This is a genomic window from Pseudomonas sp. P9_2 (genome assembly GCF_034008255.1).
GTDB lineage: Bacteria > Pseudomonadota > Gammaproteobacteria > Pseudomonadales > Pseudomonadaceae > Aquipseudomonas > Aquipseudomonas synxantha_A.
The window spans coordinates 2,566,483-2,591,259 of record NZ_CP125376.1; the positions used below are offsets into that span (position 1 = coordinate 2,566,483).

Here is a 24,777-nt window from a genome sequence, read left to right on the forward strand (position 1 = left end):
TTTACAATATGTGCCAGGTGAAATAAAGAATGGCGACTAATAAGTCGCCATTCTTTTTTTTGACTCAGTGTGGTCCCAGAAATCGATCACCATTAAAGTGAATGAGATGAGAGGGGTCCTCTGCGCACCATACCTCTGTCTCCCATGCCAAGACAGTTAAAAATCGGGCCATCAACTGACGGTTAGGAAACGCAGTTACATAAACTAACCCGGCAGTGGCGTTGCCGAATAAATGACTAAGTTCAGCGTGGCGCTTCCCATCCACTGGCCCGACTGAAGTAACGCTTTCTATTAAATAGAGCCAGTTTTTTGACTCCAAATATAAAATGGCGTCTGGCATTTTTCCTCGCTCATGGACGTCAATGCCGAGCTTGAGCATAGCTGCCGTGTCGTGGATGACTCCTTTGTTACCAGTATCCCCAACATACAGGACCTTCGCTCCAGGAGCGAACCTAGGCGCAAACTGTTCAATAATATCTCTTATCAGCTCGCTGTGACCTCCCGGTGACATCATCAGAGCTGAGCCGTCCGGGAGCGTGCAAGGAACCATCGCCATATCGCGTGCTGCCATGTACGTAGCAGTTAGCGTTGGTAGCTCGTTTGCGTATGCTGAGAGGTTTTCAGCCCATTGAGGCGTGTTGTAGCTACTTAAGAGAAGTTTCGCAACGGGTGAAATTTGATAGCACCACTTTGGGGAGTTGGGAGGTCGACTAGGTTCGTCAGGGTTCTGTAATACCAGTCCTCCTGCTACAAATTGATGTAGTGTTTCTTTGCGGAAACTTTCCCTTGAATTTTCTGCATAAGGTCGTTGATAGTCATTGCGACAGAAATCAAGAATTGCTCTGATGCCTAGGAGCGGGGCTTCGAGGTTTTGCCATGAGCCATCCTCTCTAAGCTGCAACAATGCCAAAAGAGTTAGTGCTGACCTGTCATTAACCTGCGCTCGAGGGAAACCAAGCGCAGCTATTATTGCAGCTGCGTCATCGATCTTAGACAATTATGCCTCCTACAATAGTGTCAATTTCATCCTGAGAGGGCAGCACTGAGCCGACGCTCTTGCCCCAATCCTCTAGTGTCGCAATGTCCGGGTAGCGGAGTGCTCGCAAGTCTCCTGCATTTACTTGTGTATGCCCGCTGAAGCGTCTTAGCCATTCGTCAGCAAAGGTTGAACCTAAATACACGGCTAATCCTTTAGCAATGTTTTCTGGCATACCACGCTTAGCTCGGTGGAAGTAATTCATGTGGTTATCAAAACCAATAATTTCACCCTCTGCTGATGAAGGAGTAAACACAGCAGGAATTATCCGGCGCTTTTCTTCCTTTGAAGATAGTCGACGAACGCATACATAGCATCCATTCGGCTTCATCCACTTTAAAGTTTCACTGTTTACGTGTATATAATTTGGCTTTTTTGCGTTCATCTTAGGGTGCCTAACAAACCCTTGCTCAAAATGATGAGCGTATATCAGAGGCGCACAGTTTTGTTCATTTTGCTCGCGCAAGTGTTCTCGGAGTCTGAAGTCCACCACTGGGCCAGTACTGACGGTTAAGTCAATATCTTCTAGAGAGTGCCTATATCGCATTAGCGCTGCTTCAGTGGCACTGTCCTCTTTGGCAGCCTCTAAATGAAAAATCTTTTCCTTGTCTTCTGGTATGACGATCTTGTCAAAGGGCATCGTCTGCGTCGTCACATCCGAAAAGGATGCATCTGCGCTGGTGGAGATTATGACGGCCTTTTGCTTAGCGCCTTTTTTAATATGAAATATTACGTTTTCCTGTAGTACCTCATCCCCCTTGAATGCATGGGTCCGGGACTCGAATACATGAATCTGAACTAAAGCAGCTCGGTTTAGCAAATACTCCCGAAATGGGCGGAAATATGTTCCATTGCAAAAACTCCGAGGGGTGATCGCTACCAGCTCCCCTCCTTCAACTAGAAGGTCGAGAGCAAGTGCAACAAAAGCTGAATAAAGGTTTGTGGTTTCGATACCTGACGTGCGTAACGACTGACGATGATCCGATGCACTGTTTATTTTTTTATACGGGGGGTTTAGGATTGCATGAGTAGGTCTATAGCTTTCATGCTGAGCTGCACGGTTTGAAAAAGCTAGAATAAAATCATCGAAGCGTGTTTCAGCTTCAAATGTTGACCCTGACGATACTAAAAGTTGTTCACAAGCCTCGAGAGTAGTCAGTAACGGCTCTTCTAGCTGCCGGTCTATTTCCCATGCTTCGCAAGTAAGCGATAGTACATTCTCTGCTGCTGCTCGTTGTGCAAAGGCTGCTGTGAGTGACCCTATGCCAGCGCCAGCGTCAAGAAGGTGTACTGCTTTCTTATCAAGCGGGGCGAACATCTGAGTCATGAAGTTCGCAATAACAGCCGGAGTCATGAATTGGCCAAGCATAGTTTTATGCTTCGCCGTTGTCGCCACGGATATAGCTTGGCGGCGTTTGTCTATGCTTTCGATCGCTAGCATCAATCGGTGTTTCCCTTATGGAGATTGGCTTGGAGCGCTTTTGACTTCTTCATGGGGTAATCAATCGGGCGTCCTCGCTAAGGAAGCAAGGATACCAATGGCGGCAGGGTTCGTGGGGGGCTTTGTGCGATTCGATGTGATAGAAGCGACTGAACCTATCTGGCAGATCTCCACGCGGGACCGCACTGCGTTAAGGTCTGTGGCTCCAGCCTAGCCTTGGAGGCGATGTGCATCACCCGGCTTTTACTACGGGCTTCTTCTGCCATAACCGGGTGAGGCGGAGCGGCTCTCAGCACCTCATGTCAATGATTGCAGTCATTGACAGATTCCCGGTAGCAGCCCCTTTGATATGTTCGCTCCACCACTGCATCATTGGGCGCCTCCTCTCAATGTAGTCAGCCCGATTGTAAGCGCTACGTACCTCGTCTTTATCAACATGAGCGAGCGCAACCTCGATCAGCTCAGGGTCCCAGCCCTGCTCGTTCAGTATTGTGCTCGCCATCGAACGCATACCGTGGCTGACAAGACGTCCTGCAAAACCCATGCGTTTTAGTGCCATATTGGCGGTCTGGCTGTTGCAATGAGTGCGCGGGTTACGGTCTGCGGGGAACACATATTCTCGGTGTCCACTGAAAGGCTTAATAGCCTCTAGAAGCTCAAGAGCTTGTTGAGTGAGCGGAATGATATGCGTGCGGCGCTTTTTCATGCGTTCAGGAGGGATCGTCCATATTTTTTTTCCGAAATCGATATCTGCCCAACGAGCCGTCGCCGCCTCCGCTGGACGAGTCATGGTGTGGAGCTGCCACTCGATCAGGCAGCGCGTGGTTCTTTTGATGCTGGCATTGGCAACAGCTACCATCAGTTCCTTGAGCTCATCCGGCGCCAGCGCCGCCATGTTTTGCTTCTTGGGTTTTTTAAAGACAGAGCGAATGCCACTGAGCGGATTTGAAAAAATCAGTCCAGCATTCACTCCGTAAGTCATGATCTCGTTGAGACGTTGGCTCAGCCGCTTAACCGTCTCTAGACTGCCCTTTGCCTCGAGTGGTCTCAGCAATTTAATAACCGCTGGCGCTGTGATTGCTGAAATCGGCGTCGACGCCAGCTCAGGAAAGACGTGGAGCGTTAAAGAGCGCCAGATGTCTTCAGCGTATGCGGAGGTCACTGAGTCTTTCTTAAGATCAAACCAGGCGTTAGCAACGTTTTTAAATGTGTGCTCGGTGGTCGCCTTTAACGTTTGCCGATCCGAGTCACGCTTTTCCTTAGGATCGAGTCCCTGGGCAACCAGCTCCCTGGCCGCAACGGTGCGTTTCCGTGCTTGAGCTAGGCCAACCTCGGGGAAGGTTCCCAAACCCATGTTGATCCGTTTCTTGGTCACCGGATGGATGTAATTGAAGTTCCAAAGCTTCGAGCCATTGGCTCTGACTCTCATCTGAAGGCCGTCACCATCAGTGAGGATGTAGTCCTTCTCCTTTGGCTTAGCGGCCTTGACTTTGATGTCTGAAAGGCGCGCCGCTTGAGCTCCCATGATGTATTCCACGCTGTTTATGTATTCCAAAACTTAGCAGGTGAGCGCTTGGAATACCACTTGGAATACATGAGCTAGCAGATGCTGATGGACGCTCAAAGACGTCTGTGGAGCCTAAGCCCCTGTATTCGCTGGATTTCAGGCACAAAAAAAGACGTCCGTGGACGTCTTTAGATGTTGAAGTGGTGGAGCCGGGGGGATTTGAACCCCCGTCCGCCAGTACTCCGCTGTCGGTACTACATGCGTAGCCGTTTCTATTAAGTTAACCCTCAGCGACCCGAAGGGCAGGGTGCTTTGGGCGAGTTGTGTAAGTTTTAGCCGCTTCGTCCACAACGTACTGCACGGCGATTCTGTTCTATATGACAATCACTTTGGGTTTACAGACATCCCCTGGTGATTGCTGGACCCGAAGGTACCAGAAGCTCAGGGCTAAGGCTGCTTACGCAGCGAGAGCGAATTCCTGGCCGTAGTTTTCGTCATTGGCAACTATAAGAAGTTGCAACAGTGGATTTACGAGTTCTGTTACCAACTCGGCATGCACCTAAAGTTTCGCGACCGGCGTCGAATCCTAAACGGCCCCGTGCTTGTAACTCGTTGTTTCTTAGTGAGTGACAAGCCTGTGCAGTGTACGCCAAAAGCTTGGCGAAGGCCAACCCGAAGGTTGGCCCTATCGCTTACTGGCCGCCTTTCTCGCTGTTCTGCAGGTCTTGCAGGGCCTTGGAGGTGATTTCGATGCACTTCTTGTCATCCCCTGCGGCGTGGGCGGCCTTGGCTTGGGAGACGGCGGTGTCTATTTCGCCACTTTTGCCACTGGTGTCGGTGGCCAGTAGGGCTTTGCCGTTGTTGATTTTGTCCAGGTTGATCTGGCACAGGTCTTTGTCACCGGCAGCGAAGGCGGGAGAGGCGAGCATCGCAGCGGTCATGAACAAGCCAGCAAGAGCGGAACGCTTCATAGGGTGTCTCCTTGCGCAAAAGGGCTCGACGCTGCTGGCGTGCAACCGCTGCCAGCGACATCACTGATGGGCCTCGTTTGTCGAGGCCTATGCAGATGACTGCGCCTGTGCGCCAGGGTTCGGTTTTTTTGCGCGGTCAGTGGGCGCGGGCGCGGGTGACGCGGTCTACCAGGTAGACCAGGCCGTGATAGTCGATGCCGCCATGCTGGCTCAGGCCGATCTCGCAGGTGCGGCTGGTGGAGATGCCTTCGCTGCAATGTTGCACGGCGTGCTTGAGCGAGCGCAGGGCGTGGGCGTTGAGTTGCGGGGTGGTGAAGCCTTTGTCGCCGGCAAATCCACAGCAGTGAATGCCTTCGGGGATGACGACGGTTTTTGCACAGCGCCGGGCCAGTTCGATCAGGGCCTGGCTTTCACCCAGGTGCTGGGTGCTGCAGGTGACGTGTACGGCGATGGGCGCTTCCTGCGGCGTGAAGTCGAGGCGGTCCAGTAGGTGGGTGCGGATAAAGCGTACCGGGTCGTAGAGGTCCAGGCGGGTTTCGCTGAGGTCTTGTACCAGGCGCAGGGTGCAGGGGCTGGTGTCGCAATAGATTGGGTCGAGGCCGCCTCGGCTGGCGTGCAGCAGGGCGCCGATCAGTTCCTGGCGCTTGTGTTCGGCCTGCTCGGCGTAGCCTTTGGAGGCGAAGGGCTGGCCGCAGCACAGGTTGTCTTGATTGTCGGGGAATACGACCTGGTAACCGGCTTTTTCCAGGAGGTTGCGGGTTTTGTCATACAGCGACATCTGTTCTTTATCACCGGCTGCCGGGCCCATGGCGCGTGAGACGCAGGCGGCCAGGTAGACCACCCGCGGGCGCTCATCTGTAACTGGCGGGCTGAAGCGAATGGCTTTTTCCGGTTGTGGCATGGCATTGGTCCACTGCGGGATTTGCCCTTTGGACAGTCTGTTCACGGTGGCCGACCACTTTGTCAGGCGCGGGGCACCCAATAACATGCGTGCACCATTGGCGACGTGCAGGGTGAAGCGCGCGCCTTGCAGTGCGGTGGCGAAATGGCTGGCGAGCCATTCTGCGGTTTTCGTACGGTCGGCATCGCAGCTGCGCAGCTTTTTCACCAGGTCGCCGGTATTGATGCCTACAGGGCAGCGTTGGGCGCATAGCCCGGTGGCGGCGCAGGTGTCGATGCCTTGATAGTGGTAGGCCGCTTCCAGTTCGGTGGTGTCTACGCCTGCGCGGCGTTTGGCCTGGATGTCGCGCCAGATCACAATGCGCTGGCGCGGGCTCAGGGTCAGGCCTTTTGAGGGGCACACGGGTTCGCAGAAGCCACACTCGATGCACTTGTCCACAAGCTCATCGGCGGCGGGCAGGGGCTTGAGGTGTTTGAGGTGGATTTGCGGGTCTGCGCTGAGCACCACATCCGGGTTGAGGATGCCGTTGGGGTCGAGCAGGCGCTTGAGTTGCCACATCAATTGATAGGCGTCGCTGCCCCATTCCAGTTCAACGAACGGCGCCATATTGCGACCAGTGCCGTGCTCGGCCTTCAGCGAGCCACCGAATTCCACCGCCACCAGTTGCGCGACGTCGTCCATGAACGCTTGATAGCGTGCGACTTCTTCGCTGCTGTTGAAGCCTTGGGTGAATACAAAGTGCAGATTGCCTTCCAGGGCGTGTCCGAAAAGGATGGCTTCGTCGTAGTGATGTTTGTCGAACAGTTCGATCAGGCGGTTTACGCCGATCGCCAGTTGTTCGACGGGGAAGGTGACGTCCTCAATGATCACGGTGGTGCCGGTTTTGCGTACGGCGCCTACGGCGGGGAAGGTGTCTTTACGGATCGCCCACAGACGGGCGTTTTCCACGGGGTCTTCGGTAAAGTCGACCTGTTTTTCTACGGGGAACGCCGCCAGAGAGGCCATGATCAGCGTTAGTTGTTCGTGCAGTAATGACGGCGAGGCCGCGCGGGATTCGATCAGCAGTGCGCAGGCATTTTCCGATAAGTGTTGTACGAATGCGGGCATACCCGGTTTGTCTTGTACCGAGCGCATGCTGCGTCGGTCCAGCAGCTCAACGGCGGAAACCGGCTGGGTTTTCAGCACCGTTACTGCGTTGCAGCATGTCTCGACATCCGGGAACACGATCAGCGCCGAGGCTTTGTTCGGGTGATCGATCACCGTGTCGTAGGTGACCGCACTGATAAACCCCAGGGTGCCCTCGGAGCCGACCAGTAGGTGGCTGAGGATATCCAGCGGGTCGTCGAAATCCACCAAGGCGTTGAGTGACAGGCCGGTGGTGTTTTTCAAACGGTATTTGTGGCGAATCTTCGCAGCCAGTTCAGCGTTTGCGCGTGTCTCGCGGCCCAACGTGGCCAGGCGTTCAAGCAGTGCACTGTGTGTTTGGCGGAAGGCTTGCACGCTGGCGGCATCTTCGGTGTCCAGGCGGCTGCCATCGGCCAGCACCAGGCGAATGCCGGCGAGGGTGTGATAGGTGTTTTGCGCCGTACCGCAGCACATGCCGCTGGCATTGTTGGCAACGATGCCACCAATTTTGCAGGCGTTGATCGACGCCGGGTCCGGGCCGATCTTGCGCCCGAACGGCGCGAGCCACGCGTTGGCCTGGGCGCCGATGACGCCGGGTTGCAGGCGGATCTGTGTGCCTTGCCCACGAATTTCGCGATGGTTCCAATTGTCTCCGAGCACGATCAGCACCGAGTCGCTGATGGCCTGGCCGGACAGGCTGGTGCCCGCGGCCCGGAAGGTCACCGGCACGTGATCGCGCTGGGCCAGTTGCAGCAGTGCGACAACTTCGTCTTCTGACTCCACGCGGATCACCAGCTGTGGGATCAATCGGTAGAAGCTGGCGTCTGTGCCGAAGGCGAGAGTGGAAAGTGGATCGTCGAAGCGGCGATCTTGCGGGATCAGTTGTGCGACGTCGCTGAGAAAAGCAGCAGGCAGGCTCATCGGTCCTCCAGAAATAGCAGACGCCGGCATCGTTGTCCGGCGTCGATTCTTACCCTATTACGTGCAGGTCTCAGTGCACCAGCATACCGGTGAACCAGTACGCCTGCGCCAGGGTGATCAGCCCGACGATGGTGGCAAAGAACAGGCTGTGCTTGAGGGTAAAGCGGAACAGATCGGACTCCTTGCCCACCAGGCCCGTGGCTGCGCAGGCCACGGCGATCGATTGCGGCGAGATCATTTTGCCGGTGACGCCGCCGCTGGTGTTGGCGGCTACCAGCAAGGTGTCGTTGACGCCAATCTGGTGGGCGGTGGTGGCTTGCAGCGAGCTGAACAGGGCGTTGGATGAAGTATCCGAGCCGGTCAGGAAAACCCCCAGCCAGCCGAGGAATGGCGAGAAGAACGGGAAGGCGGCGCCGGTGCCGGCCAGTACCAGGGCCATGGTCGAGGACATGCCGGAGTAGTTGGTGACGAAGGCGAACGCCAGCACCATGCCGATGGACAGGATCGGCCAGCGCAGCTCAAAGAAGGTTTCTTTTAAAGTGGTAAGACCAGTTTTGATGTCGATTTTCAGCACCAGCATCGAGACCAGCGCGGAGAAGAAGATCGCGGTGCCGGTGGCCGAAATCGGGTCCAGCTTGAAGACGGCGGGGATGGCGGTGGGGTTGGTGACGATGGGTGCGACTTTGATCACCAATTGGTCCAGGTGGGGGATCGCGAAGTTGAACACCCAGCTGTACATCGAACCGCCCGCGGCGAACATGGCCTTGAAGGGTTTGAGGGTCCAGATGGTGACCAGCACGGTCAGGATCAGGAACGGCGACCAGGCCTTGAAGATTTGCCCCAGGCTGTAGGGTGAAACCACTGTGCTGCGCGGCAAACCGAAGCCGCCGGCGCTGGAGGTGACCGCTACGCTGGAGGTGGCACCGGCAATCTGCGCGCCTGCGGTGCGCTTGGGTTGCCAGATTTTCAGGAACAGTGTGAGGGCGATCAGGCTGGCGAGTGCCGAGGTGATGTCCGGCAGTTCCGGGCCAATGAAGTTGGAGGTGAAGTACTGGGTGACGGCAAAGCTCAAGCCGGCCACCAAGGCTGCCGGCCAGGTTTCACGCACGCCGCGCAGGCCGTCCATCATGAACACCAGCCAGAAGGGCACAAACAGCGACAGCAGCGGCAGTTGGCGGCCGGTCATGGCGCCGATCTTGAACGCATCGATGCCGGTGACCTGGCCTGCGACGATGATCGGAATGCCCAGTGCGCCGAACGCCACCGGCGCGGTGTTGGCGATCAGGCACAAGCCCGCGGCGTACAGCGGGTTGAAGCCCAGGCCCACCAGCAACGCGGCGGTGATTGCCACGGGTGCGCCGAACCCGGCCGCGCCTTCCAGGAAGGCGCCAAAGCAGAAGCCGATCAGCAGCACCTGCAAACGTTGGTCATCGGTGATCGACAAGACGGAGCTGCGGATGATCTCGAACTGCCCACTCTTGACCGTCAGCTTGTAGAGGAACACCGCCGCCACGATGATCCAGGCGATGGGCCACAAGCCATAGGCAAACCCGTAACCGGCCGCTGCCAGGGCCATGTCGACCGGCATCTGGAAGGCGAATATGGCGACCAGGATCGACAATGCCAGGGTGATGCTGCCGGCCACATGGCCTTTGAGGCGGAATACGGCCAGGGCCAGGAAGAAGAACACGATTGGAATAACGGCGGCCAGTGCGGACAGGCCGAGGCTGCCGAGAGGGCTGTAGAGCTGTTGCCAGGTTTGCATATGGGGTGGCCCCTGATTGTTGTTGTTTGATCAGCTTGGATAATTGGTAATACCAATTTACAATCGCTGTGGGCTAGATTAAGAGCCTTGGCAGGGGTGTGTCAATTTGCCGCTCGTCAAACTTTGGTCTGAGAGTGGCTGTCGAGTGTTCTGAACGGGTAAATCGAAGGTGTTCTGATAGGTGCTGCGGGCGCGGCGATAGGCCAGAATAGGGGCCCCGGCGAGTGGTCGGGATGGTGGAGAGTGAGTTATGGGGTTTGATCAGGTGCGTCAGCGCCGTTTGTCTGACGATATTGTCGAGCAGCTTGAGGGCATGATCCTTGAGGGCACGTTGAAGTCGGGCGAGCGCTTGCCGGCCGAACGCGCTTTGGCTGAACAATTTGGTGTGTCGCGCCCTTCATTGCGTGAGGCGATCCAGAAGTTGGCGGCCAAGGGGTTGCTGGTCAGTCGACAGGGCGGCGGCAACTATGTGGTGGATTCCCTGGGTTCGACCTTCAGTGATCCGCTGCTGCATCTGCTGGAAAACAATCCCGAGGCGCAGCGCGACCTTCTGGAGTTTCGCCAGACTCTGGAGGCTTCGTGTGCTTATTACGCGGCATTGCGTGCTACCGAGGTCGACCGTGAGCGACTGACGGCGGCGTTCGAAGCGCTGCAGGACTGCTATGCGCGAGCCGACGAGGTGAGCCGAGTGGAGGAGGGCGCTGCGGATGCAAGGTTTCACTTGGCGATCGCCGAGGCCAGTCATAACGCGGTGCTGCTGCACACCATTCGCGGGTTGTTCGACTTGCTCAAGCGCAACGTGGTGACCAATATTGGCGGTATGTATCAGCAGCGCACCGAGACCCGCGACATGCTGATCAGTCAGCACCGGGACTTGTACCTGGCGATTATCGAGGGGCGGGCCGAGCAGGCGCGCGACGTTTCAACACGTCACCTGTTGTACGTGCAGGAAGTGTTGGAGGAAGTGCGTCAGGAGGTTCAGCGGGTAGCGCGGGCGGAGCGACGTAAGGGCATGTAGCCACGGGGGTTGCCCGCGGCTACATCATCACAAGGGTTAGTCTTCCTTGCCCTTGTTGCGCACGGCGCGATGCAGTTCGCGATTGGAGTCGCGCTCGCGTTCGGTGTCGCGCTTGTCGTATTCCTTCTTGCCCTTGCCCAGTGCGATTTCGCACTTGACCAGGTGCTTGCTCCAGTACCACGACAGGCAGACGCACGCGTAGCCTTTTTGCTGCACGGCCGCGGCGAGCTTTTCGAGTTCGCGGGCATTGAGCAACAGCTTGCGCGTGCGCACCGGGTCGGCAATCACGTGGGTGCTCGCGGTGGTCAGCGGGGTGATATGACTGCCGAGCAGCCACGCCTCGCCATCCTTGAGCAGCACATAGCTGTCGACCAGCTGCAGTTTGCTGGCACGCAGACTTTTTACTTCCCAGCCGGCCAGGACCAGACCAGCCTCGAACCGATGTTCGATGAAGTAATCGTGTCGCGCCTTTTTATTTTGCGCGATGGTCCCTGTGGGGTGTTTCTTTTGTTTAGCCATAGGGGCGGCATTATAGGGAGTTGCGAGCGTGTCGGCTACGGTCAACCTGCGTGCTTGAGCGTGTTGGACGAATCCCGGACAATACGGGCAGTTCTTTGGTTTTTTTCTCTCGCGGATCGGGCTGTACTTTCGCGACGTTTGCCTTAAGCAGTGGAAGTAACGCTCACATGACGACGCATATTCAACGTTCGGCCCTGCTGCCCTATCCGGCACAGGCGCTCTATGACCTGGTCAACGACGTGGCGCGTTACCCGGAATTCCTGCCTTGGTGCTCGACTGCCGAGGTTTTGGAGAGCAGTGATGAGCACATGGTCGCCAGTGTTGGTGTGGCCAAGGGTGGCCTCAGCCAGCATTTTGTTACGCGCAATGTGCTGGTGCCGGGCAAATCCATTGAAATGAATTTGCAGGAAGGGCCGTTCACCCAGCTGCACGGCGTGTGGGTGTTCAAGGCGCTGACAGATAAGGCCTGCAAGATCAGCCTGGATCTTTCGTTTGATTACGCCGGCCCCATTGTGCGGGCGACGCTGGGGCCACTGTTCAATCAGGCGGCAAATACCTTGGTGGACGCTTTCTGTCAGCGAGCCAAGCAATTGCATGGTTGATATTGAAGTGGTGTATGCCGATGTGGATCGCCAGGTTCTGCTGGCGGTGGCGATGCCGGTGGGCACAAGCCTGAGGGCGGCAGTGCTGGCGTCGGGCATTGCAGAGCATTTTCCGCAGTTGGCGTTGGCGGACTGCCCGCTGGGTATCTTCGGTAAGGTGGTGGCAGACGCTGATGTGCGTGCCGTGCAGCCGGGGGATCGGATTGAGATCTACCGGCCATTGCTGGCAGACCCCAAGGAAATACGCAGGCTGCGTGCGGCGAAGGCGGCGATGCTCAAGCGAAAAAACACCTGAGCTTGCCAACCGGCAGGCAACAAAAAGCCCGGCATGCCGGGCTTTTTATCGAGCGCCGCAAAATTATTGCGGGCTGGTGTCCAGAGGCTGTGGCGTCGGGACGGGTACAGTTTCGACACCGTCGACGTCTTTCTGGATCTGGTCCAGCAAGGAGCCTGGCTTGGCCGGCACCTCGGATTTCGGCTTTTCGGCTTCCTGCGCAGGCGCGGTCACGTTGGTGCCGCTGTCCTTGCCCAGCAAGGCTTCATCGCGGCTTACGCCGGGCATGAAGTCACCGGACAGGCTCACGAGCTGGTCATTGCCATTGAAGATGACACTGACGCGCTCCTGTTGGCGTTCACCGCCACCAGGCTGCAGGCTGTAGAGATAATCCCAGCGATCGGCATGGAATGTGTCGGTCAGCAGGGGGTTGCCCATGATAAACCGTACTTGCCGTCGGGTCATTCCCGGGCGTAACTGGTCTATCATGTCCTGCGTGACGACATTGCCCTGCTGGATGTCGATTTTGTAAACCCCGGGGAATGAACAACCGGCGAGTGCGAGCAGTCCCACAAAGGTGAAACTGGTTAGCAAGAGCTTGGTGTTTTGCATCGGTGGGCGACTTCCACTATCTTGGCTGGGACAACGTAAACGCCGATCATACCCGTATTAAGAGAAGCTGCGAAGCAGCATCCGCGAGAAAGCTAACCATGGTTGAAAATAGCGAACTACGCAAAGCCGGTCTCAAAGTGACTCTGCCACGAGTCAAGATTCTACAAATGCTCGATTCTGCTGAGCAACGCCACATGAGTGCCGAGGATGTTTACAAGGCGCTGATGGAGTCTAACGAGGACGTCGGCCTGGCCACGGTCTACCGTGTACTGACCCAGTTTGAAGCCGCAGGGCTGGTGGTTCGCCATAATTTCGACGGCGGTCATGCAGTATTCGAACTGGCTGACGGTGGTCACCATGACCACATGGTTGACCTGGATACCAATGAGGTTATCGAGTTCACCAGCCCTGAAATCGAAGCGCTGCAGCATAAGATTGCTGAGGAGCACGGTTTCGATTTGGTCGACCATAATCTGGTGCTGTACATCCGTAAGAAAAAGTAAAAATCGACGCAGTTTTGCTCTGCGAAACGGTTGAAGGCGACCCTAGGGTCGCCTTCGTGCTTTCTATAAAGAGGAAAAGTACCCGTTCAAGCCTTCGCGGCCACGACCATTTTTTTCGCGTGAGCCAACGACTCCTTGGTCAGGTCGATACCGCCGAGCATCCGCGCAACTTCTTCTACCCGTTCGGACTTGTTCAGCTTGGAGACGGCCGTGTGCGTCGCGTCGCTGCCGCGCACCTTGTGCACAAATAGATGTTGATGCCCCTGAGCGGCCACTTGCGGCAAGTGAGTCACCGTAAGTACCTGGCCGCGATCCCCCAGGCGGCGCAACAACTGGCCAACAATCTCTGCGGTTGGCCCGCCGATGCCAACGTCTACTTCATCGAATACCAGCGTTGGTACCCGTGAGGTCTGGGCGGTGATCACCTGGATCGCCAGGCTGATCCGCGACAACTCGCCGCCTGAGGCCACTTTGGCCAGGGCCTTGAGTGGCTGACCGGGGTTGGCGCTGACCAGCAGTTCTACCTGCTCCAGCCCATGGGGCTGTAGTTCGTGGCTGGCGTTGGCGCGCAGTTCGATGGTGAAGCGCCCGCCCGGCATACCCAGGCGCTGGATTTCCTGCTCGACGGCGCTGGCCAGGCTGGTGGCTGCCTGTTGGCGCAGGTCGCTCAGCTCCTGGGCCTTCTCCTGATAGTGGCGGGCAAACGAAGCGAGTTCCTCGCCGAGTCGCTCGATGGACTCGTCGTTGGCATTCAGTGTGTCGATTTCATCCAGCAGCTTCTGTTGCATGGCAGCCAGTTCAGTGGGCTGGATTCGATGCTTGCGCGCCAGGGTGTAGATAGTGTCCAGGCGTTCTTCTATTTCCTGCAGGCGTGCCGGATCGGCGTCGAAGTGGTCCAGGAAGCGGTTGAGTTCGCCGACGGCTTCTTCAACCTGGATCTGTGCGCTGGTGAGCAGGGTAGTGGCCTCATTCAACGAACCGGAAGCATTGTTCACGCTGGACAGGCGATTGAGGCTGGCTGTCAGTGCGTTGAGCACATTGCCCGAGTCACTCTCGCTGCATTGCTCGACGACCTGGCGGCAGATACCCAGCAAGGTCTCTGCATTGGTCAGGTTCTTGTGTTCCTGCTCAAGCTGCTCCAGTTCGGTCTCGCCCAGGCCCAGGCTTTCAAGCTCTTCGAGTTGATAGCTGAGCAGTTGTTGGCGGGCGCGTTGTTCATCGCCGGAGTTGGAGAGGCGTTCCAGTTCCTGGCGTGTCTGGCGCCAGCGTTGGGCGGCCAGTTGAACCTGGCGGGCAAGGTCGGTGGCGCCGGCGTATTCGTCGAGCAGTCGGCGGTGAGTATCGGTTTTGAGCAGGGACTGGTGTTCATGCTGGCTGTGGATATCGATCAGCAGCTCACCCAGGGCTTTCAAGTCGCCAAGTGGGCACGGCGTGCCGTTGATATAGCCGCGGGAGCGACCTTCGGCAGTGATTACCCGGCGCAAGATGCACGGCCCTTCATTGTTCAGGTCGCGCTCGACCAGCCATGCCTCGGCCTCGGGAATGTCGGCCAGGTCAAAGGTCGCCAGGATATCGGCTTTGTCGGAGCCTGGGCGTACCACGCCACTGTCGGCGCGGTCGCCGAGGGTCAGGCCGAGGGCGTCGAGCATGATCGACTTGCCGGCGCCGGTTTCGCCTGTGATTACGCTCATCCCGCGATCCAGTTCGAGATCCAGATGTTCAACGATTGCGTAGTTATGTACAGACAGGTGCACGAGCATGACGGCCGCTCCCAGGCTTGAGGTCTGGTTATTTATACAGTGTTTTGTTTGTGGCTGACAATCCTGGCGCTTAGCTCGATTTGCTTGATCAATAGTTTTTTTTAGCGTGATGAGGAATGTAGGGGCAGGAAATGATTCGAGTCATGCGAAAGACTTTTGGTAACGCCCGCGCCCTTGAACCTGGAAATTGTGGCCCCATATACCGGAACAGAAGCGCGAGTCGAGATCGCGCATGATTTTGAAAGGAGAAATCTATGGCTGACGAACAGACGCAGGATACGCAAACTCCAGACGCCAATGCGGCTGCCGGTGATGAGCTGGCCACCCGTGTGCAAGTGCTCGAAGAGCAATTGTCCGCTGCGCAGGATCAATCGTTGCGTGTTGCCGCCGATCTGCAGAACGTCCGCCGCCGTGCCGAGCAGGACGTAGAAAAGGCTCACAAATTCGCGCTGGAAAAATTCGCTGGCGATCTGCTGCCGATCATCGACAGTCTTGAACGTGGTCTTGAGTTGTCTGACCCGGCCGACGAAAACATCCGCCCAATGCGTGAAGGCATCGAGCTGACGCTGAAAATGTTCCAGGACACCCTGAAGCGTTATCAGCTGGAAGCGATCGATCCGCAAGGCGGCGAGCCGTTCAACGCCGAGCATCACCAGGCCATGGCCATGCAGGAAAGCCACGACCTGGAGCCTAACAGCGTGATGAAGGTGTTCCAGAAGGGTTACCAGCTCAATGGTCGCTTGATGCGCCCGGCAATGGTGGTGGTGAGCAAGGCTCCTGCACCCGCTGCACCTTCTATTGATGAGCAGGCTTGAAATCCGCCGCAAGGCCCCCATCTATAAGTCAAGCGTTTAAGTGCTACCGCAGTTAGCCACAACTGCTGCGGCAACCAAATTCAAAGTTCGGGAGAGTAAATCATGGGCAAAATTATCGGTATTGACCTGGGGACCACCAACTCCTGCGTCTCCGTGCTGGAAAACGGCGTTGCAAAAGTTATCGAAAACGCCGAAGGCGCACGTACCACTCCGTCGATCATCGCTTACGCCAACGACGGTGAAATCCTCGTCGGTCAATCGGCCAAGCGTCAGGCGGTGACCAACCCGCACAACACCCTGTACGCGGTAAAGCGTCTGATCGGTCGTAAGTTCGACGAAGAAGTCGTACAGAAAGACATCAAGATGGTCCCTTACAAAATCGCCAAGGCTGACAACGGTGACGCCTGGGTTGAAGTAAACGGCCAGAAAATGTCGCCGCCGCAAATCTCGGCTGAAATCTTGAAAAAGATGAAGAAGACTGCCGAAGACTACCTCGGTGAAGCAGTGACTGAAGCGGTGATCACCGTTCCTGCCTACTTCAACGACAGTCAGCGTCAGGCAACCAAAGACGCCGGCCGTATCGCGGGTCTGGACGTGAAACGTATCATCAACGAGCCAACCGCAGCCGCTCTGGCTTACGGCATGGACAAGGCCAAGGGCGACCACACTGTGATCGTCTACGACCTGGGTGGCGGTACTTTTGACGTGTCCGTGATCGAGATCGCAGAAGTTGACGGCGAGCACCAGTTCGAAGTGTTGGCCACCAACGGTGACACCTTCCTGGGTGGTGAAGACTTTGACATCCGTCTGATCGACTACCTGGTAGACGAATTCAAGAAAGAAAGCGGCATGAACCTCAAGGGTGACCCGCTGGCCATGCAGCGCCTGAAAGAAGCCGCTGAAAAAGCCAAGATCGAGCTGTCTTCCGCTCAGTCGACCGACGTCAACCTGCCGTACATCACTGCAGACGCTACCGGTCCTAAGCACTTGAACGTGAAAATCTCGCGCTCCAAGCTCGAAGCTCTGGTTGAAGACCTGGTTCAGCGCACCATCGAGCCGTGCCGTATCGCACTGAAAGACTCCGGTATCGACGTTGGCTCGATCAACGACGTGATCCTGGTCGGCGGTCAGACCCGTATGCCGCTGGTTCAGAAGCTGGTAACCGAGTTCTTCGGCAAAGAAGCACGTAAAGACGTGAACCCGGACGAAGCTGTTGCCATGGGTGCTGCCATCCAGGGTGCGGTATTGGCCGGTGACGTAAAAGACGTATTGCTGCTGGACGTGAGCCCGCTGACCCTGGGTATCGAAACCATGGGTGGCGTGATGACTGCGCTGATCGAGAAAAACACCACGATTCCTACCAAGAAATCCCAGGTGTTCTCGACTGCCGATGACAACCAGGGCGCCGTGACCATTCACGTGCTGCAAGGTGAGCGCAAGCAAGCCGCGCAGAACAAGTCCCTGGGCAAGTTCGACCTGGCTGAGATTCCACCAGCACCACGTGGCGTGCCACAAATCGAAGTGACCTTCGACATCGACGCCAACGGCATCCTGCACGTCGGCGCGAAAGACAAGGCAACCGGCAAAGAGCAGAAGATCACCATCAAGGCCAACTCCGGTCTGTCTGATGAAGAAATTCAACAGATGATTCGTGATGCTGAAGCCAACGCTGATGCGGATGCCAAGTTTGCTGAGCTGGCTGGCGCCCGTAACCAGGGTGATGCGCTGGTTCACTCCACTCGCAAGATGATCGCTGATGCTGGCGACAAAGTGACCGAAGAAGAGAAAACCGCAATCGAAGCGGCCTTGGTTGCCTTGGAAGCCGCCATCAAAGGTGACGACAAGGCTGCCATCGAAGCCAAGATCGAGGAGCTGTCGAAAGTCTCCGCACCGGTCGCTCAGAAAATGTACGCCGAACAAGGCCAGCCGGCTGATGGTGCTGCGCAGCAGGCAGAGCCAGAAGCCAAGCACGACGATGTTGTCGATGCCGAGTTCGAAGAAGTCAAAGAAGACCAGAAGAAGTAACTTGGTCGCCCGGTTGACCGCTCACAAGCGGTGACTGGTAGGATGTCGCCGCGCGGGAGCTTGCTCCCGCGTTGGCGTGTCTGGGGTATGCGAATTTTTACAGCATGCGACAACGCTCGGATGCTGGCGGTGTGATCGGGAATGCTCCTGCTTTCCGAATGGCATTCACCGCGTTTTTGGCCGGGTCCCTGGCTAAAAGCAGTAATGACCAGGATCGTTGAATTGACGTGAGTTGGGTCCGGGCCTGTATTGGGGCTCAACGAGTTTGGCAGGGTTCAGGAGGGCCAGGCCGAACGTCCTTAAGAGTGCAAAGACTTATGGCAAAGCGTGACTATTACGAAGTATTGGGTGTGGAGCGCGGGGCCAGCGAGGCGGACCTGAAGAAGGCCTACCGTCGCCTGGCGATGAAGCACCACCCCGACCGTAATCCGGATAACAAAGAATCCGAAGAGATGTTCAAAGAGGCCAATGAGGCCTACGAATGCCTGTGTGATCCCAATAAGCGTGCGGCCTACGACCAGTACGGTCATGCCGGCGTCGACCCGAGCATGGGTGGCGGCGGCGCCGGTTTCGGCGGTCAGAACTTCTCCGATATTTTCGGCGACGTGTTCAGCGATTTCTTCGGCGGTGGCCGTGGCGGTCAGCGTGGCGGCGCGCAGCGTGGCAGTGACTTGCGCTACACGCTGGAGTTGAATCTGGAAGAAGCCGTGCGCGGCACCAGCGTCAATATTCGTGTGCCGACGCTGGTTAACTGCAAGCCGTGCGACGGTTCGGGTGCCAAGAAAGGCTCCTCGCCGATCACTTGCCCGACCTGTGGTGGCATCGGTCAGGTGCGCATGCAGCAGGGCTTCTTCTCGGTGCAGCAAACCTGCCCGCGTTGCCATGGCCAGGGCAAGATCATTTCCGACCCGTGCGATTCCTGCCACGGTGAAGGTCGTGTTGAAGAGTACAAGACCCTCTCGGTGAAAGTGCCGGCGGGTGTGGATACCGGTGATCGTATCCGCCTGTCGGGCGAAGGCGAGGCGGGTACCCAGGGCGGTCCGACTGGCGACCTGTACGTGGTGATCAATGTGCGTGAGCACTCGATCTTCCAGCGCGATGGCAAACACCTGTTCTGCGAAGTGCCGATCAGCTTTGTCGATGCGGCCCTGGGCGGTGAGTTGGAGATTCCGACCCTTGATGGTCGAGTCAAACTCAAGATTCCCGAGGGGACACAGACTGGCAAGCAGTTCCGCATCCGTGGCAAAGGCGTTGCGCCAGTGCGCGGTGGCGGTGCGGGCGACCTGATGTGTCGTGTGGCGGTGGAAACCCCGGTCAATCTGGGCCGTCGTCAGCGCGAACTGCTCGAAGAGTTCCGCAGCTCCCTGGAAGGCGATGACTCCCATTCGCCGAAAACCACTGGCTTCTTCGATGGCGTGAAACGCTTCTTCGGCGACCTGTAAGGACGTGAATATGCGACGTATAGCCGTAATGGGCGCTGCCGGGCGCATGGGCAAGACGCTGGTCGAGGCGGTGCAGCAACGCTCGCCGGCCTCCGGGCTGACGGCGGCGATTGTTCGCCCAGGAAGCACGTTGATCGGGGCGGATGCCGGTGAGTTGGCGTCGTTGGGCCGCATCGGTGTGTCGTTGACGGGCAGCCTTGAGCAGGTGGCTGACGAGTTCGACGTGCTCATCGATTTCACCTTGCCTGACGTGATGCTGAAAAACCTGGCCTTCTGCCGCAAGGCAGGCAAGGCCATGGTGATCGGTACGACTGGTTTGAGTGCTGAGCAGAAGCAGTTGCTGGTGGAGGCGGGCAAGGATATTCCGATCGTCTTTGCTGCCAACTTCAGCGTTGGCGTGAACCTGTCGCTGAAATTGTTGGACCTGGCAGCGCGTGTGCTGGGTGATGAAGCCGATATCGAGATTATCGAGACTCATCACCGCCACAAGATCGATGCGCCATCGGGCACTGCGTTGCGCATGGGTGAAGCTATCGCTGATGCGCTGGGCCGCGATCTATCGAAAGTGGCGGTATACGGGCGTGAAGGCCATACCGGTGAGCGCGCGCGCGACACCATCGGCTTTGCAACCGTGCGCGGTGGTGATGTGGTTGGCGATCACACGGTGTTGTTCGCCACCGAAGGCGAGCGCCTGGAGATCACGCACAAGGCTTCAAGCCGCATGACGTTCGCCAAGGGCGCAGTGCGAGCTGCACTCTGGTTGGAAGGCCGCGAGCCGGGCCTGTATGACATGCGTGACGTGCTGGATCTGCACTAATCAGTAGCTTAAATGGGGCCTCGGGATTATCCTGAGGCCCCGTTTTTACCCGCTAAGCGACGTCCTGTCGCATTCTCCTGCCTTTAAGGCTCATTAGCGGTGGACCCAAAAAGCCTTTTTCTGTAAGCTACAGCTTTAGTGTGTCCACTAAAAGCGCGCAGAATAATTCGATGAAGAAGCGGGGTGACGTGTCCATACGTCACTCCGCTTTTTTACAACCTGCGATCGCCCTTTCAGGCTTTATTTACGGGAGGTCTTCTTGACTAAGCCAGCCATACTCGCCCTTGCTGATGGCAGCATTTTTCGCGGCGAAGCCATTGGAGCCGACGGTCAAACCGTTGGAGAGGTGGTGTTCAACACCGCCATGACCGGCTATCAGGAAATCCTTACCGATCCTTCCTACGCCCAACAGATCGTTACCCTGACCTATCCGCACATCGGCAACACCGGCACTACGCCGGAAGATGTCGAGTCTGATCGTGTCTGGTCGGCCGGTCTGGTGATTCGTGACCTGCCACTGGTTGCGAGCAACTGGCGTAACACGATGTCGCTGTCCGATTACCTGAAAGCCAACAATGTTGTGGCGATCGCCGGTATCGATACGCGCCGCCTCACGCGCATCCTGCGTGAAAAAGGCTCGCAGAATGGCTGCATCATGGTCGGTGACAATATTTCCGACGAGGCGGCGATTGCCGCAGCACAAGGCTTCCCTGGCCTGAAAGGCATGGACCTGGCGAAAGTCGTCAGCGTCAAAGAGAAGTACGAGTGGCGTTCCACTGTGTGGGATCTGAAGACCGACAGCCACGCGACTATCGAAGCTGCCGATCTGCCTTACCACGTGGTCGCCTACGACTACGGCGTCAAGTACAACATCCTGCGCATGTTGGTCGAGCGTGGTTGCCGCGTGACCGTGGTGCCTGCGCAAACGCCTGCCAGCGATGTGCTCGCGATGCAACCGGACGGCGTGTTCCTGTCCAACGGCCCGGGTGACCCCGAGCCATGCGACTACGCTATCCAGGCCATCAAGGACGTGCTGGAAACCGACATTCCGGTGTTCGGTATCTGCCTTGGCCACCAGCTGCTGGCTTTGGCCTCCGGCGCCAAGACCCTGAAAATGGGCCACGGCCACCACGGTGCCAACCACCCGGTACAAGACCTGGACACCGGCGTTGTGATGATCACCAGCCAGAACCACGGTTTTGCGGTGGATGAGGCCAGCTTGCCGAGTAATGTGCGCGCCATTCACAAGTCGCTGTTCGACGGTTCCCTGCAGGGCATCGAGCGCACCGACAAGAGCGCGTTCAGCTTCCAGGGCCACCCTGAAGCCAGCCCGGGCCCGAACGACGTAGCGCCGCTGTTCGACCGTTTCATCAATGAGATGGCCAAGCGACGCTGACTGAGTGCTCTGCGGGCGGCCCCGAACCTCGGTGGCCCCCGCAGGCTCTTCAAGGATTGTTCTAGACGGCTTGCCGACTGACCTGCGGATTTGAGTGACAAACCCATGCCAAAACGTACAGACATAAAAAGCATCCTGATTCTCGGCGCTGGCCCGATCGTGATCGGCCAGGCCTGCGAATTCGACTACTCCGGCGCCCAGGCCTGTAAAGCCCTGCGTGAGGAGGGCTACCGCGTCATCCTGGTGAACTCCAACCCGGCCACCATCATGACCGACCCGGCCATGGCCGACGCGACATACATCGAACCGATCAAATGGCAGACCGTTGCCAAGATCATCGAGAAAGAGCGTCCGGACGCGCTGCTGCCAACCATGGGCGGCCAGACTGCATTGAACTGCGCCCTGGACCTGGAGCGCGAAGGCGTCCTGGAAAAGTTCGGCGTAGAGATGATCGGCGCCAATGCCGACACCATCGACAAAGCTGAAGACCGTTCGCGTTTCGACAAGGCCATGAAGTCCATCGGCCTGGCGTGCCCGCGTTCCGGTATCGCCCACAGCATGGAAGAAGCCAATGCGGTCCTTGAGACCCTGGGCTTCCCTTGCATTATCCGTCCGTCCTTCACCATGGGCGGCACCGGTGGCGGCATTGCCTACAACCGTGAAGAGTTCGAAGAGATCTGCGCGCGTGGCCTGGACCTGTCGCCGACCAAAGAGCTGCTGATCGACGAATCGCTGATCGGCTGGAAAGAATACGAGATGGAGGTTGTCCGCGATAAGAAGGATAACTGCATCATCGTCTGCTCCATCGAAAACTTCGATCCGATGGGCGTGCACACCGGTGACTCGATCACCGTAGCTCCGGCGCAGACCCTGACCGACAAGGAATACCAGATCCTGCGTAACGCCTCCCTGGCGGTATTGCGCGAGATCGGCGTTGAAACCGGCGGTTCCAACGTTCAGTTCGGCATCTGCCCGGACACCGGCCGCATGGTCGTGATCGAGATGAACCCACGTGTATCGCGTTCTTCTGCGCTGGCCTCGAAAGCTACCGGCTTCCCGATTGCGCGGATCGCTGCCAAGCTGGCTATCGGCTACACCTTGGACGAACTGCAAAACGAAATCACCGGCGGCGCTATGCCGGCGTCTTTCGAGCCGTCTATCGACTACGTTGTGACCAAGCTGCCACGCTTTGCCTTTGAGAAGTTCGCCAAGGCTGATGCGCGCCTGACCACCCAGATGAAGTCGGTCGGCGAAGTCATGGCGATCGGCCGCACGTTCCAGGAATCCCTGCAGAAAGCCCTGCGCGGCCTGGAAGTCGGTGTTTGCGGCCTGGACGAGAAGCTCGACCTGAGCAATCCGGAAAGCATGAGCATCCTCAAGCGCGAGCTGACCGTGCCGGGCGCCGAGCGTATCTGGTACGTGGCCGACGCCTTCCGTGCCGGCCTGAGCGTCGAAGATATCTTCGGCATGAACATGATCGATCCGTGGTTCCTGGTGCAGATCGAAGATCTGATCAAGGAAGAAGAGAAGGTCAAGACTCTGGGCCTGTCGTCTATCGACCGCGACCTGATGTTCCGTCTCAAGCGCAAAGGCTTCTCCGACCAGCGTCTGGCCAAGCTGCTGGGTGTGACCGAGAAGAACCTGCGTACTCATCGCCACAAGCTGGATATCTTTCCGGTCTACAAGCGCGTTGACACCTGCGCCGCAGAGTTCGCCACCGACACTGCCTACATGTACTCCACCTATGAGGAAGAGTGCGAAGCCGCGCCGTCGGATCGCGACAAGATCATCATTCTGGGCGGCGGTCCGAACCGTATCGGCCAGGGTATCGAGTTCGACTACTGCTGTGTACACGCCGCCCTCGCCCTGCGCGAAGACGGGTACGAGACCATCATGGTCAACTGCAACCCGGAAACCGTTTCCACCGACTACGACACTTCCGACCGTCTGTACTTCGAGCCGGTAACGCTGGAAGACGTATTGGAAATCTGCCGCGTCGAGAAGCCTAAGGGCGTGATCGTCCAATACGGCGGCCAGACCCCGCTGAAACTGGCGCGTGCCCTGGAAGCTGCCGGCGTGCCGATCATCGGTACCAGCCCGGACGCTATCGACCGTGCCGAAGACCGTGAGCGCTTCCAGCAGATGGTTGAGCGCCTGAACCTGCGTCAGCCGCCAAACGCTACCGTGCGCAGCGAAGACGAAGCCATCCGTGCAGCCAGCAAGATCGGCTACCCGCTGGTGGTGCGCCCGTCCTACGTACTGGGCGGTCGCGCGATGGAAATCGTCTACGAAGAAGACGAACTCAAGCGCTACCTGCGTGATGCGGTGAAAGTGTCCAACGACAGCCCGGTGCTGCTGGACCACTTCCTCAACTGCGCCATCGAAATGGACGTGGATGCGGTATGCGACGGTACTGACGTAGTGATCGGCGCGATCATGCAGCACATCGAGCAGGCCGGCGTTCACTCCGGTGACTCCGCGTGCTCGCTGCCGCCGTACTCGCTGCCGGCGCACATCCAGGACGAGATGCGCGAACAGGTCAAGAAAATGGCCCTGGAGCTGGGTGTGGTCGGCCTGATGAACGTTCAGTTGGCGCTGCAAGGCGAAGACATCTACGTCATTGAAGTCAACCCGCGTGCCTCGCGTACCGTGCCTTTTGTATCCAAGTGCATCGGTGTGTCCCTGGCCATGATCGCTGCCCGTGTGATGGCCGGTAAGACCTTGAAGGAAATCGGCTTTACCAAGGAAATCATTCCAAACTTCTACAGCGTGAAAGAGGCGGTGTTCCCATTCGCCAAATTCCCTGGTGTGGACCCGATCCTGGGCCCAGAGATGAAGTCCACCGGTGAAGTGATGGGCGTGGGCGATACCTTCGGTGAAGCGTTCGCCAAGGCCCAGATGGGTGCCAGCGAAGTGCTGCCAACCGGCGGTACTGCGTTTATCAGCGTGCGTGATGACGACAAGCCACTGGTTGCGGGCGTGGCCCGTGATCTGATCAACTTGGGCTTCGAAGTCGTCGCGACTGCCGGGACCGCCAAGCTGATCGAAGCTGCCGGCCTGAAAGTACGTCGCGTGAACAAGGTGACGGAAGGCCGTCCGCATGTGGTCGACATGATCAAGAATGACGAAGTCACGCTGATCATCAACACCACCGAAGGTCGTCAGTCGATCGCGGATTCCTACTCCATTCGTCGTAATGCCTTGCAGCACAAGATCTACTGCACCACCACCATTGCTGCTGGCGAAGCCATCTGCGAAGCGCTCAAGTTCGGTCCGGAAAAGACCGTGCGTCGCTTGCAGGATCTACACGCAGGATTGAAGGCATGA

General features: G+C 57.5%; 19 protein-coding genes and 1 other RNA gene. 10 read left to right on the plus strand and 10 right to left on the minus strand.

Annotated features, from left to right (window positions below):
• Positions 1 to 64 precede the first annotated feature (64 nt).
• From QMK52_RS11455 to QMK52_RS11485, 7 genes are all read right to left on the minus strand, one after another.
• Entirely contained in the window at positions 65 to 997 is a 933-nt protein-coding gene (locus QMK52_RS11455; protein ID WP_320404106.1) for a BsuBI/PstI family type II restriction endonuclease, read from the minus strand.
• The gene (locus tag QMK52_RS11460; RefSeq protein ID WP_320404107.1) at positions 990 to 2,477 is read right to left on the minus strand and encodes an Eco57I restriction-modification methylase domain-containing protein; all 1,488 of its coding nucleotides are present in this window, start codon (positions 2,475 to 2,477) and stop codon (positions 990 to 992) included. The genes QMK52_RS11455 and QMK52_RS11460 overlap by 8 nt, the downstream gene beginning before the upstream one ends.
• 289 nt (positions 2,478 to 2,766) lie before the next feature.
• The gene (locus QMK52_RS11465; RefSeq protein WP_320404108.1) at positions 2,767 to 4,002 is read right to left on the minus strand and encodes an integrase domain-containing protein; all 1,236 of its coding nucleotides are present in this window, start codon (positions 4,000 to 4,002) and stop codon (positions 2,767 to 2,769) included.
• Positions 4,003 to 4,185: 183 nt separating this feature from the next.
• Positions 4,186 to 4,582, minus strand: a transfer-messenger RNA (tmRNA) gene (ssrA, locus tag QMK52_RS11470).
• Between the two features lie 94 nt (positions 4,583 to 4,676).
• The gene (locus QMK52_RS11475) at positions 4,677 to 4,955 is read right to left on the minus strand and encodes a hypothetical protein (RefSeq protein WP_005791519.1); all 279 of its coding nucleotides are present in this window, start codon (positions 4,953 to 4,955) and stop codon (positions 4,677 to 4,679) included.
• 136 nt (positions 4,956 to 5,091) lie between these two features.
• A complete protein-coding gene (locus tag QMK52_RS11480) occupies positions 5,092 to 7,902 on the minus strand; it encodes an FAD-binding and (Fe-S)-binding domain-containing protein (protein WP_320404109.1) in 2,811 nt (936 codons plus the stop codon).
• Between the two features lie 70 nt (positions 7,903 to 7,972).
• Positions 7,973 to 9,667, minus strand: a complete 1,695-nt coding sequence (locus QMK52_RS11485; RefSeq protein WP_005791516.1) for a lactate permease LctP family transporter — start codon at positions 9,665 to 9,667, stop codon at positions 7,973 to 7,975.
• Positions 9,668 to 9,917: 250 nt separating this feature from the next.
• Between QMK52_RS11485 and QMK52_RS11490 the strand changes: the two genes are divergently transcribed.
• On the plus strand, positions 9,918 to 10,685 hold the full coding sequence (locus QMK52_RS11490) for a GntR family transcriptional regulator (RefSeq protein WP_005791515.1): 768 nt from the start codon (positions 9,918 to 9,920) through the stop codon (positions 10,683 to 10,685).
• Positions 10,686 to 10,721: 36 nt separating this feature from the next.
• Here QMK52_RS11490 and smpB read toward each other — a convergent pair whose 3' ends face one another.
• Complete coding sequence (smpB, locus tag QMK52_RS11495; RefSeq protein WP_005791513.1) at positions 10,722 to 11,204, minus strand: SsrA-binding protein SmpB; 483 nt, start codon at positions 11,202 to 11,204, stop codon at positions 10,722 to 10,724.
• Between the two features lie 167 nt (positions 11,205 to 11,371).
• Between smpB and QMK52_RS11500 the strand changes: the two genes are divergently transcribed.
• Positions 11,372 to 11,806 carry a type II toxin-antitoxin system RatA family toxin gene (locus QMK52_RS11500; protein WP_005791512.1) on the plus strand — a complete coding sequence of 145 codons (435 nt, stop codon included), beginning with the start codon at positions 11,372 to 11,374 and terminating at the stop codon, positions 11,804 to 11,806.
• On the plus strand, positions 11,799 to 12,101 hold the full coding sequence (locus QMK52_RS11505; protein WP_005791511.1) for an RnfH family protein: 303 nt from the start codon (positions 11,799 to 11,801) through the stop codon (positions 12,099 to 12,101). Before QMK52_RS11500 ends, QMK52_RS11505 begins: the two co-directional genes overlap by 8 nt.
• Positions 12,102 to 12,164: 63 nt before the next feature.
• On the opposite strand, the gene QMK52_RS11510 is transcribed toward QMK52_RS11505, so the two are convergent.
• Positions 12,165 to 12,692 (minus strand): outer membrane protein assembly factor BamE, encoded by a 528-nt coding sequence (locus QMK52_RS11510; RefSeq protein WP_005791510.1) that lies wholly within the window; start codon positions 12,690 to 12,692, stop codon positions 12,165 to 12,167.
• Between the two features lie 98 nt (positions 12,693 to 12,790).
• On the opposite strand from QMK52_RS11510, the gene fur reads away from it, so the two are divergent.
• A complete protein-coding gene (fur, locus tag QMK52_RS11515; RefSeq protein ID WP_003194220.1) occupies positions 12,791 to 13,195 on the plus strand; it encodes a ferric iron uptake transcriptional regulator in 405 nt (134 codons plus the stop codon).
• 86 nt (positions 13,196 to 13,281) lie between these two features.
• On the opposite strand, the gene recN is transcribed toward fur, so the two are convergent.
• Positions 13,282 to 14,955, minus strand: coding sequence for a DNA repair protein RecN (recN, locus tag QMK52_RS11520; RefSeq protein WP_194439229.1), 1,674 nt, complete (start codon positions 14,953 to 14,955; stop codon positions 13,282 to 13,284).
• A gap of 254 nt (positions 14,956 to 15,209) precedes the next feature.
• Between recN and grpE the strand changes: the two genes are divergently transcribed.
• The 6 genes from grpE to carB all read left to right on the plus strand — a co-directional run bounded on the left by grpE (position 15,210) and on the right by carB (position 24,777).
• Complete coding sequence (grpE, locus tag QMK52_RS11525; protein WP_005791505.1) at positions 15,210 to 15,770, plus strand: nucleotide exchange factor GrpE; 561 nt, start codon at positions 15,210 to 15,212, stop codon at positions 15,768 to 15,770.
• 102 nt (positions 15,771 to 15,872) lie between these two features.
• The gene (gene dnaK / locus QMK52_RS11530; protein ID WP_005791503.1) at positions 15,873 to 17,795 is read left to right on the plus strand and encodes a molecular chaperone DnaK; all 1,923 of its coding nucleotides are present in this window, start codon (positions 15,873 to 15,875) and stop codon (positions 17,793 to 17,795) included.
• A 317-nt stretch (positions 17,796 to 18,112) separates the two neighbouring features.
• A complete protein-coding gene (gene dnaJ, locus QMK52_RS11535; protein ID WP_005791501.1) occupies positions 18,113 to 19,237 on the plus strand; it encodes a molecular chaperone DnaJ in 1,125 nt (374 codons plus the stop codon).
• Positions 19,238 to 19,247: 10 nt separating this feature from the next.
• Positions 19,248 to 20,054: a 4-hydroxy-tetrahydrodipicolinate reductase gene (gene dapB / locus QMK52_RS11540; protein WP_005791500.1), complete on the plus strand. Its 807-nt coding sequence runs from the start codon at positions 19,248 to 19,250 to the stop codon at positions 20,052 to 20,054.
• Positions 20,055 to 20,313: 259 nt separating this feature from the next.
• Complete coding sequence (gene carA, locus QMK52_RS11545; protein WP_005791498.1) at positions 20,314 to 21,450, plus strand: glutamine-hydrolyzing carbamoyl-phosphate synthase small subunit; 1,137 nt, start codon at positions 20,314 to 20,316, stop codon at positions 21,448 to 21,450.
• A 105-nt stretch (positions 21,451 to 21,555) separates the two neighbouring features.
• Positions 21,556 to 24,777: a carbamoyl-phosphate synthase large subunit gene (gene carB / locus QMK52_RS11550; RefSeq protein WP_005791497.1), complete on the plus strand. Its 3,222-nt coding sequence runs from the start codon at positions 21,556 to 21,558 to the stop codon at positions 24,775 to 24,777.

What these genes read in the sequence shown, in the direction of transcription:
- QMK52_RS11480 (WP_320404109.1), bottom strand. Translation starts at nt 7,902, where the DNA reads ATGAGCCTGCCTGCTGCTTTTCTCAGCGACGTCGCACAACTGATCCCG.
- QMK52_RS11460 (WP_320404107.1), bottom strand. Translation starts at nt 2,477, where the DNA reads ATGCTAGCGATCGAAAGCATAGACAAACGCCGCCAAGCTATATCCGTG.
- QMK52_RS11505 (WP_005791511.1), top strand. Translation starts at nt 11,799, where the DNA reads ATGGTTGATATTGAAGTGGTGTATGCCGATGTGGATCGCCAGGTTCTG.
- QMK52_RS11475 (WP_005791519.1), bottom strand. Translation starts at nt 4,955, where the DNA reads ATGAAGCGTTCCGCTCTTGCTGGCTTGTTCATGACCGCTGCGATGCTC.
- carB (WP_005791497.1), top strand. Translation starts at nt 21,556, where the DNA reads ATGCCAAAACGTACAGACATAAAAAGCATCCTGATTCTCGGCGCTGGC.
- QMK52_RS11465 (WP_320404108.1), bottom strand. Translation starts at nt 4,002, where the DNA reads ATGGGAGCTCAAGCGGCGCGCCTTTCAGACATCAAAGTCAAGGCCGCT.
- smpB (WP_005791513.1), bottom strand. Translation starts at nt 11,204, where the DNA reads ATGGCTAAACAAAAGAAACACCCCACAGGGACCATCGCGCAAAATAAA.
- dnaJ (WP_005791501.1), top strand. Translation starts at nt 18,113, where the DNA reads ATGGCAAAGCGTGACTATTACGAAGTATTGGGTGTGGAGCGCGGGGCC.
- QMK52_RS11490 (WP_005791515.1), top strand. Translation starts at nt 9,918, where the DNA reads ATGGGGTTTGATCAGGTGCGTCAGCGCCGTTTGTCTGACGATATTGTC.
- recN (WP_194439229.1), bottom strand. Translation starts at nt 14,955, where the DNA reads ATGCTCGTGCACCTGTCTGTACATAACTACGCAATCGTTGAACATCTG.
- fur (WP_003194220.1), top strand. Translation starts at nt 12,791, where the DNA reads ATGGTTGAAAATAGCGAACTACGCAAAGCCGGTCTCAAAGTGACTCTG.
- QMK52_RS11500 (WP_005791512.1), top strand. Translation starts at nt 11,372, where the DNA reads ATGACGACGCATATTCAACGTTCGGCCCTGCTGCCCTATCCGGCACAG.
- dnaK (WP_005791503.1), top strand. Translation starts at nt 15,873, where the DNA reads ATGGGCAAAATTATCGGTATTGACCTGGGGACCACCAACTCCTGCGTC.
- QMK52_RS11510 (WP_005791510.1), bottom strand. Translation starts at nt 12,692, where the DNA reads ATGCAAAACACCAAGCTCTTGCTAACCAGTTTCACCTTTGTGGGACTG.
- grpE (WP_005791505.1), top strand. Translation starts at nt 15,210, where the DNA reads ATGGCTGACGAACAGACGCAGGATACGCAAACTCCAGACGCCAATGCG.
- QMK52_RS11485 (WP_005791516.1), bottom strand. Translation starts at nt 9,667, where the DNA reads ATGCAAACCTGGCAACAGCTCTACAGCCCTCTCGGCAGCCTCGGCCTG.
- dapB (WP_005791500.1), top strand. Translation starts at nt 19,248, where the DNA reads ATGCGACGTATAGCCGTAATGGGCGCTGCCGGGCGCATGGGCAAGACG.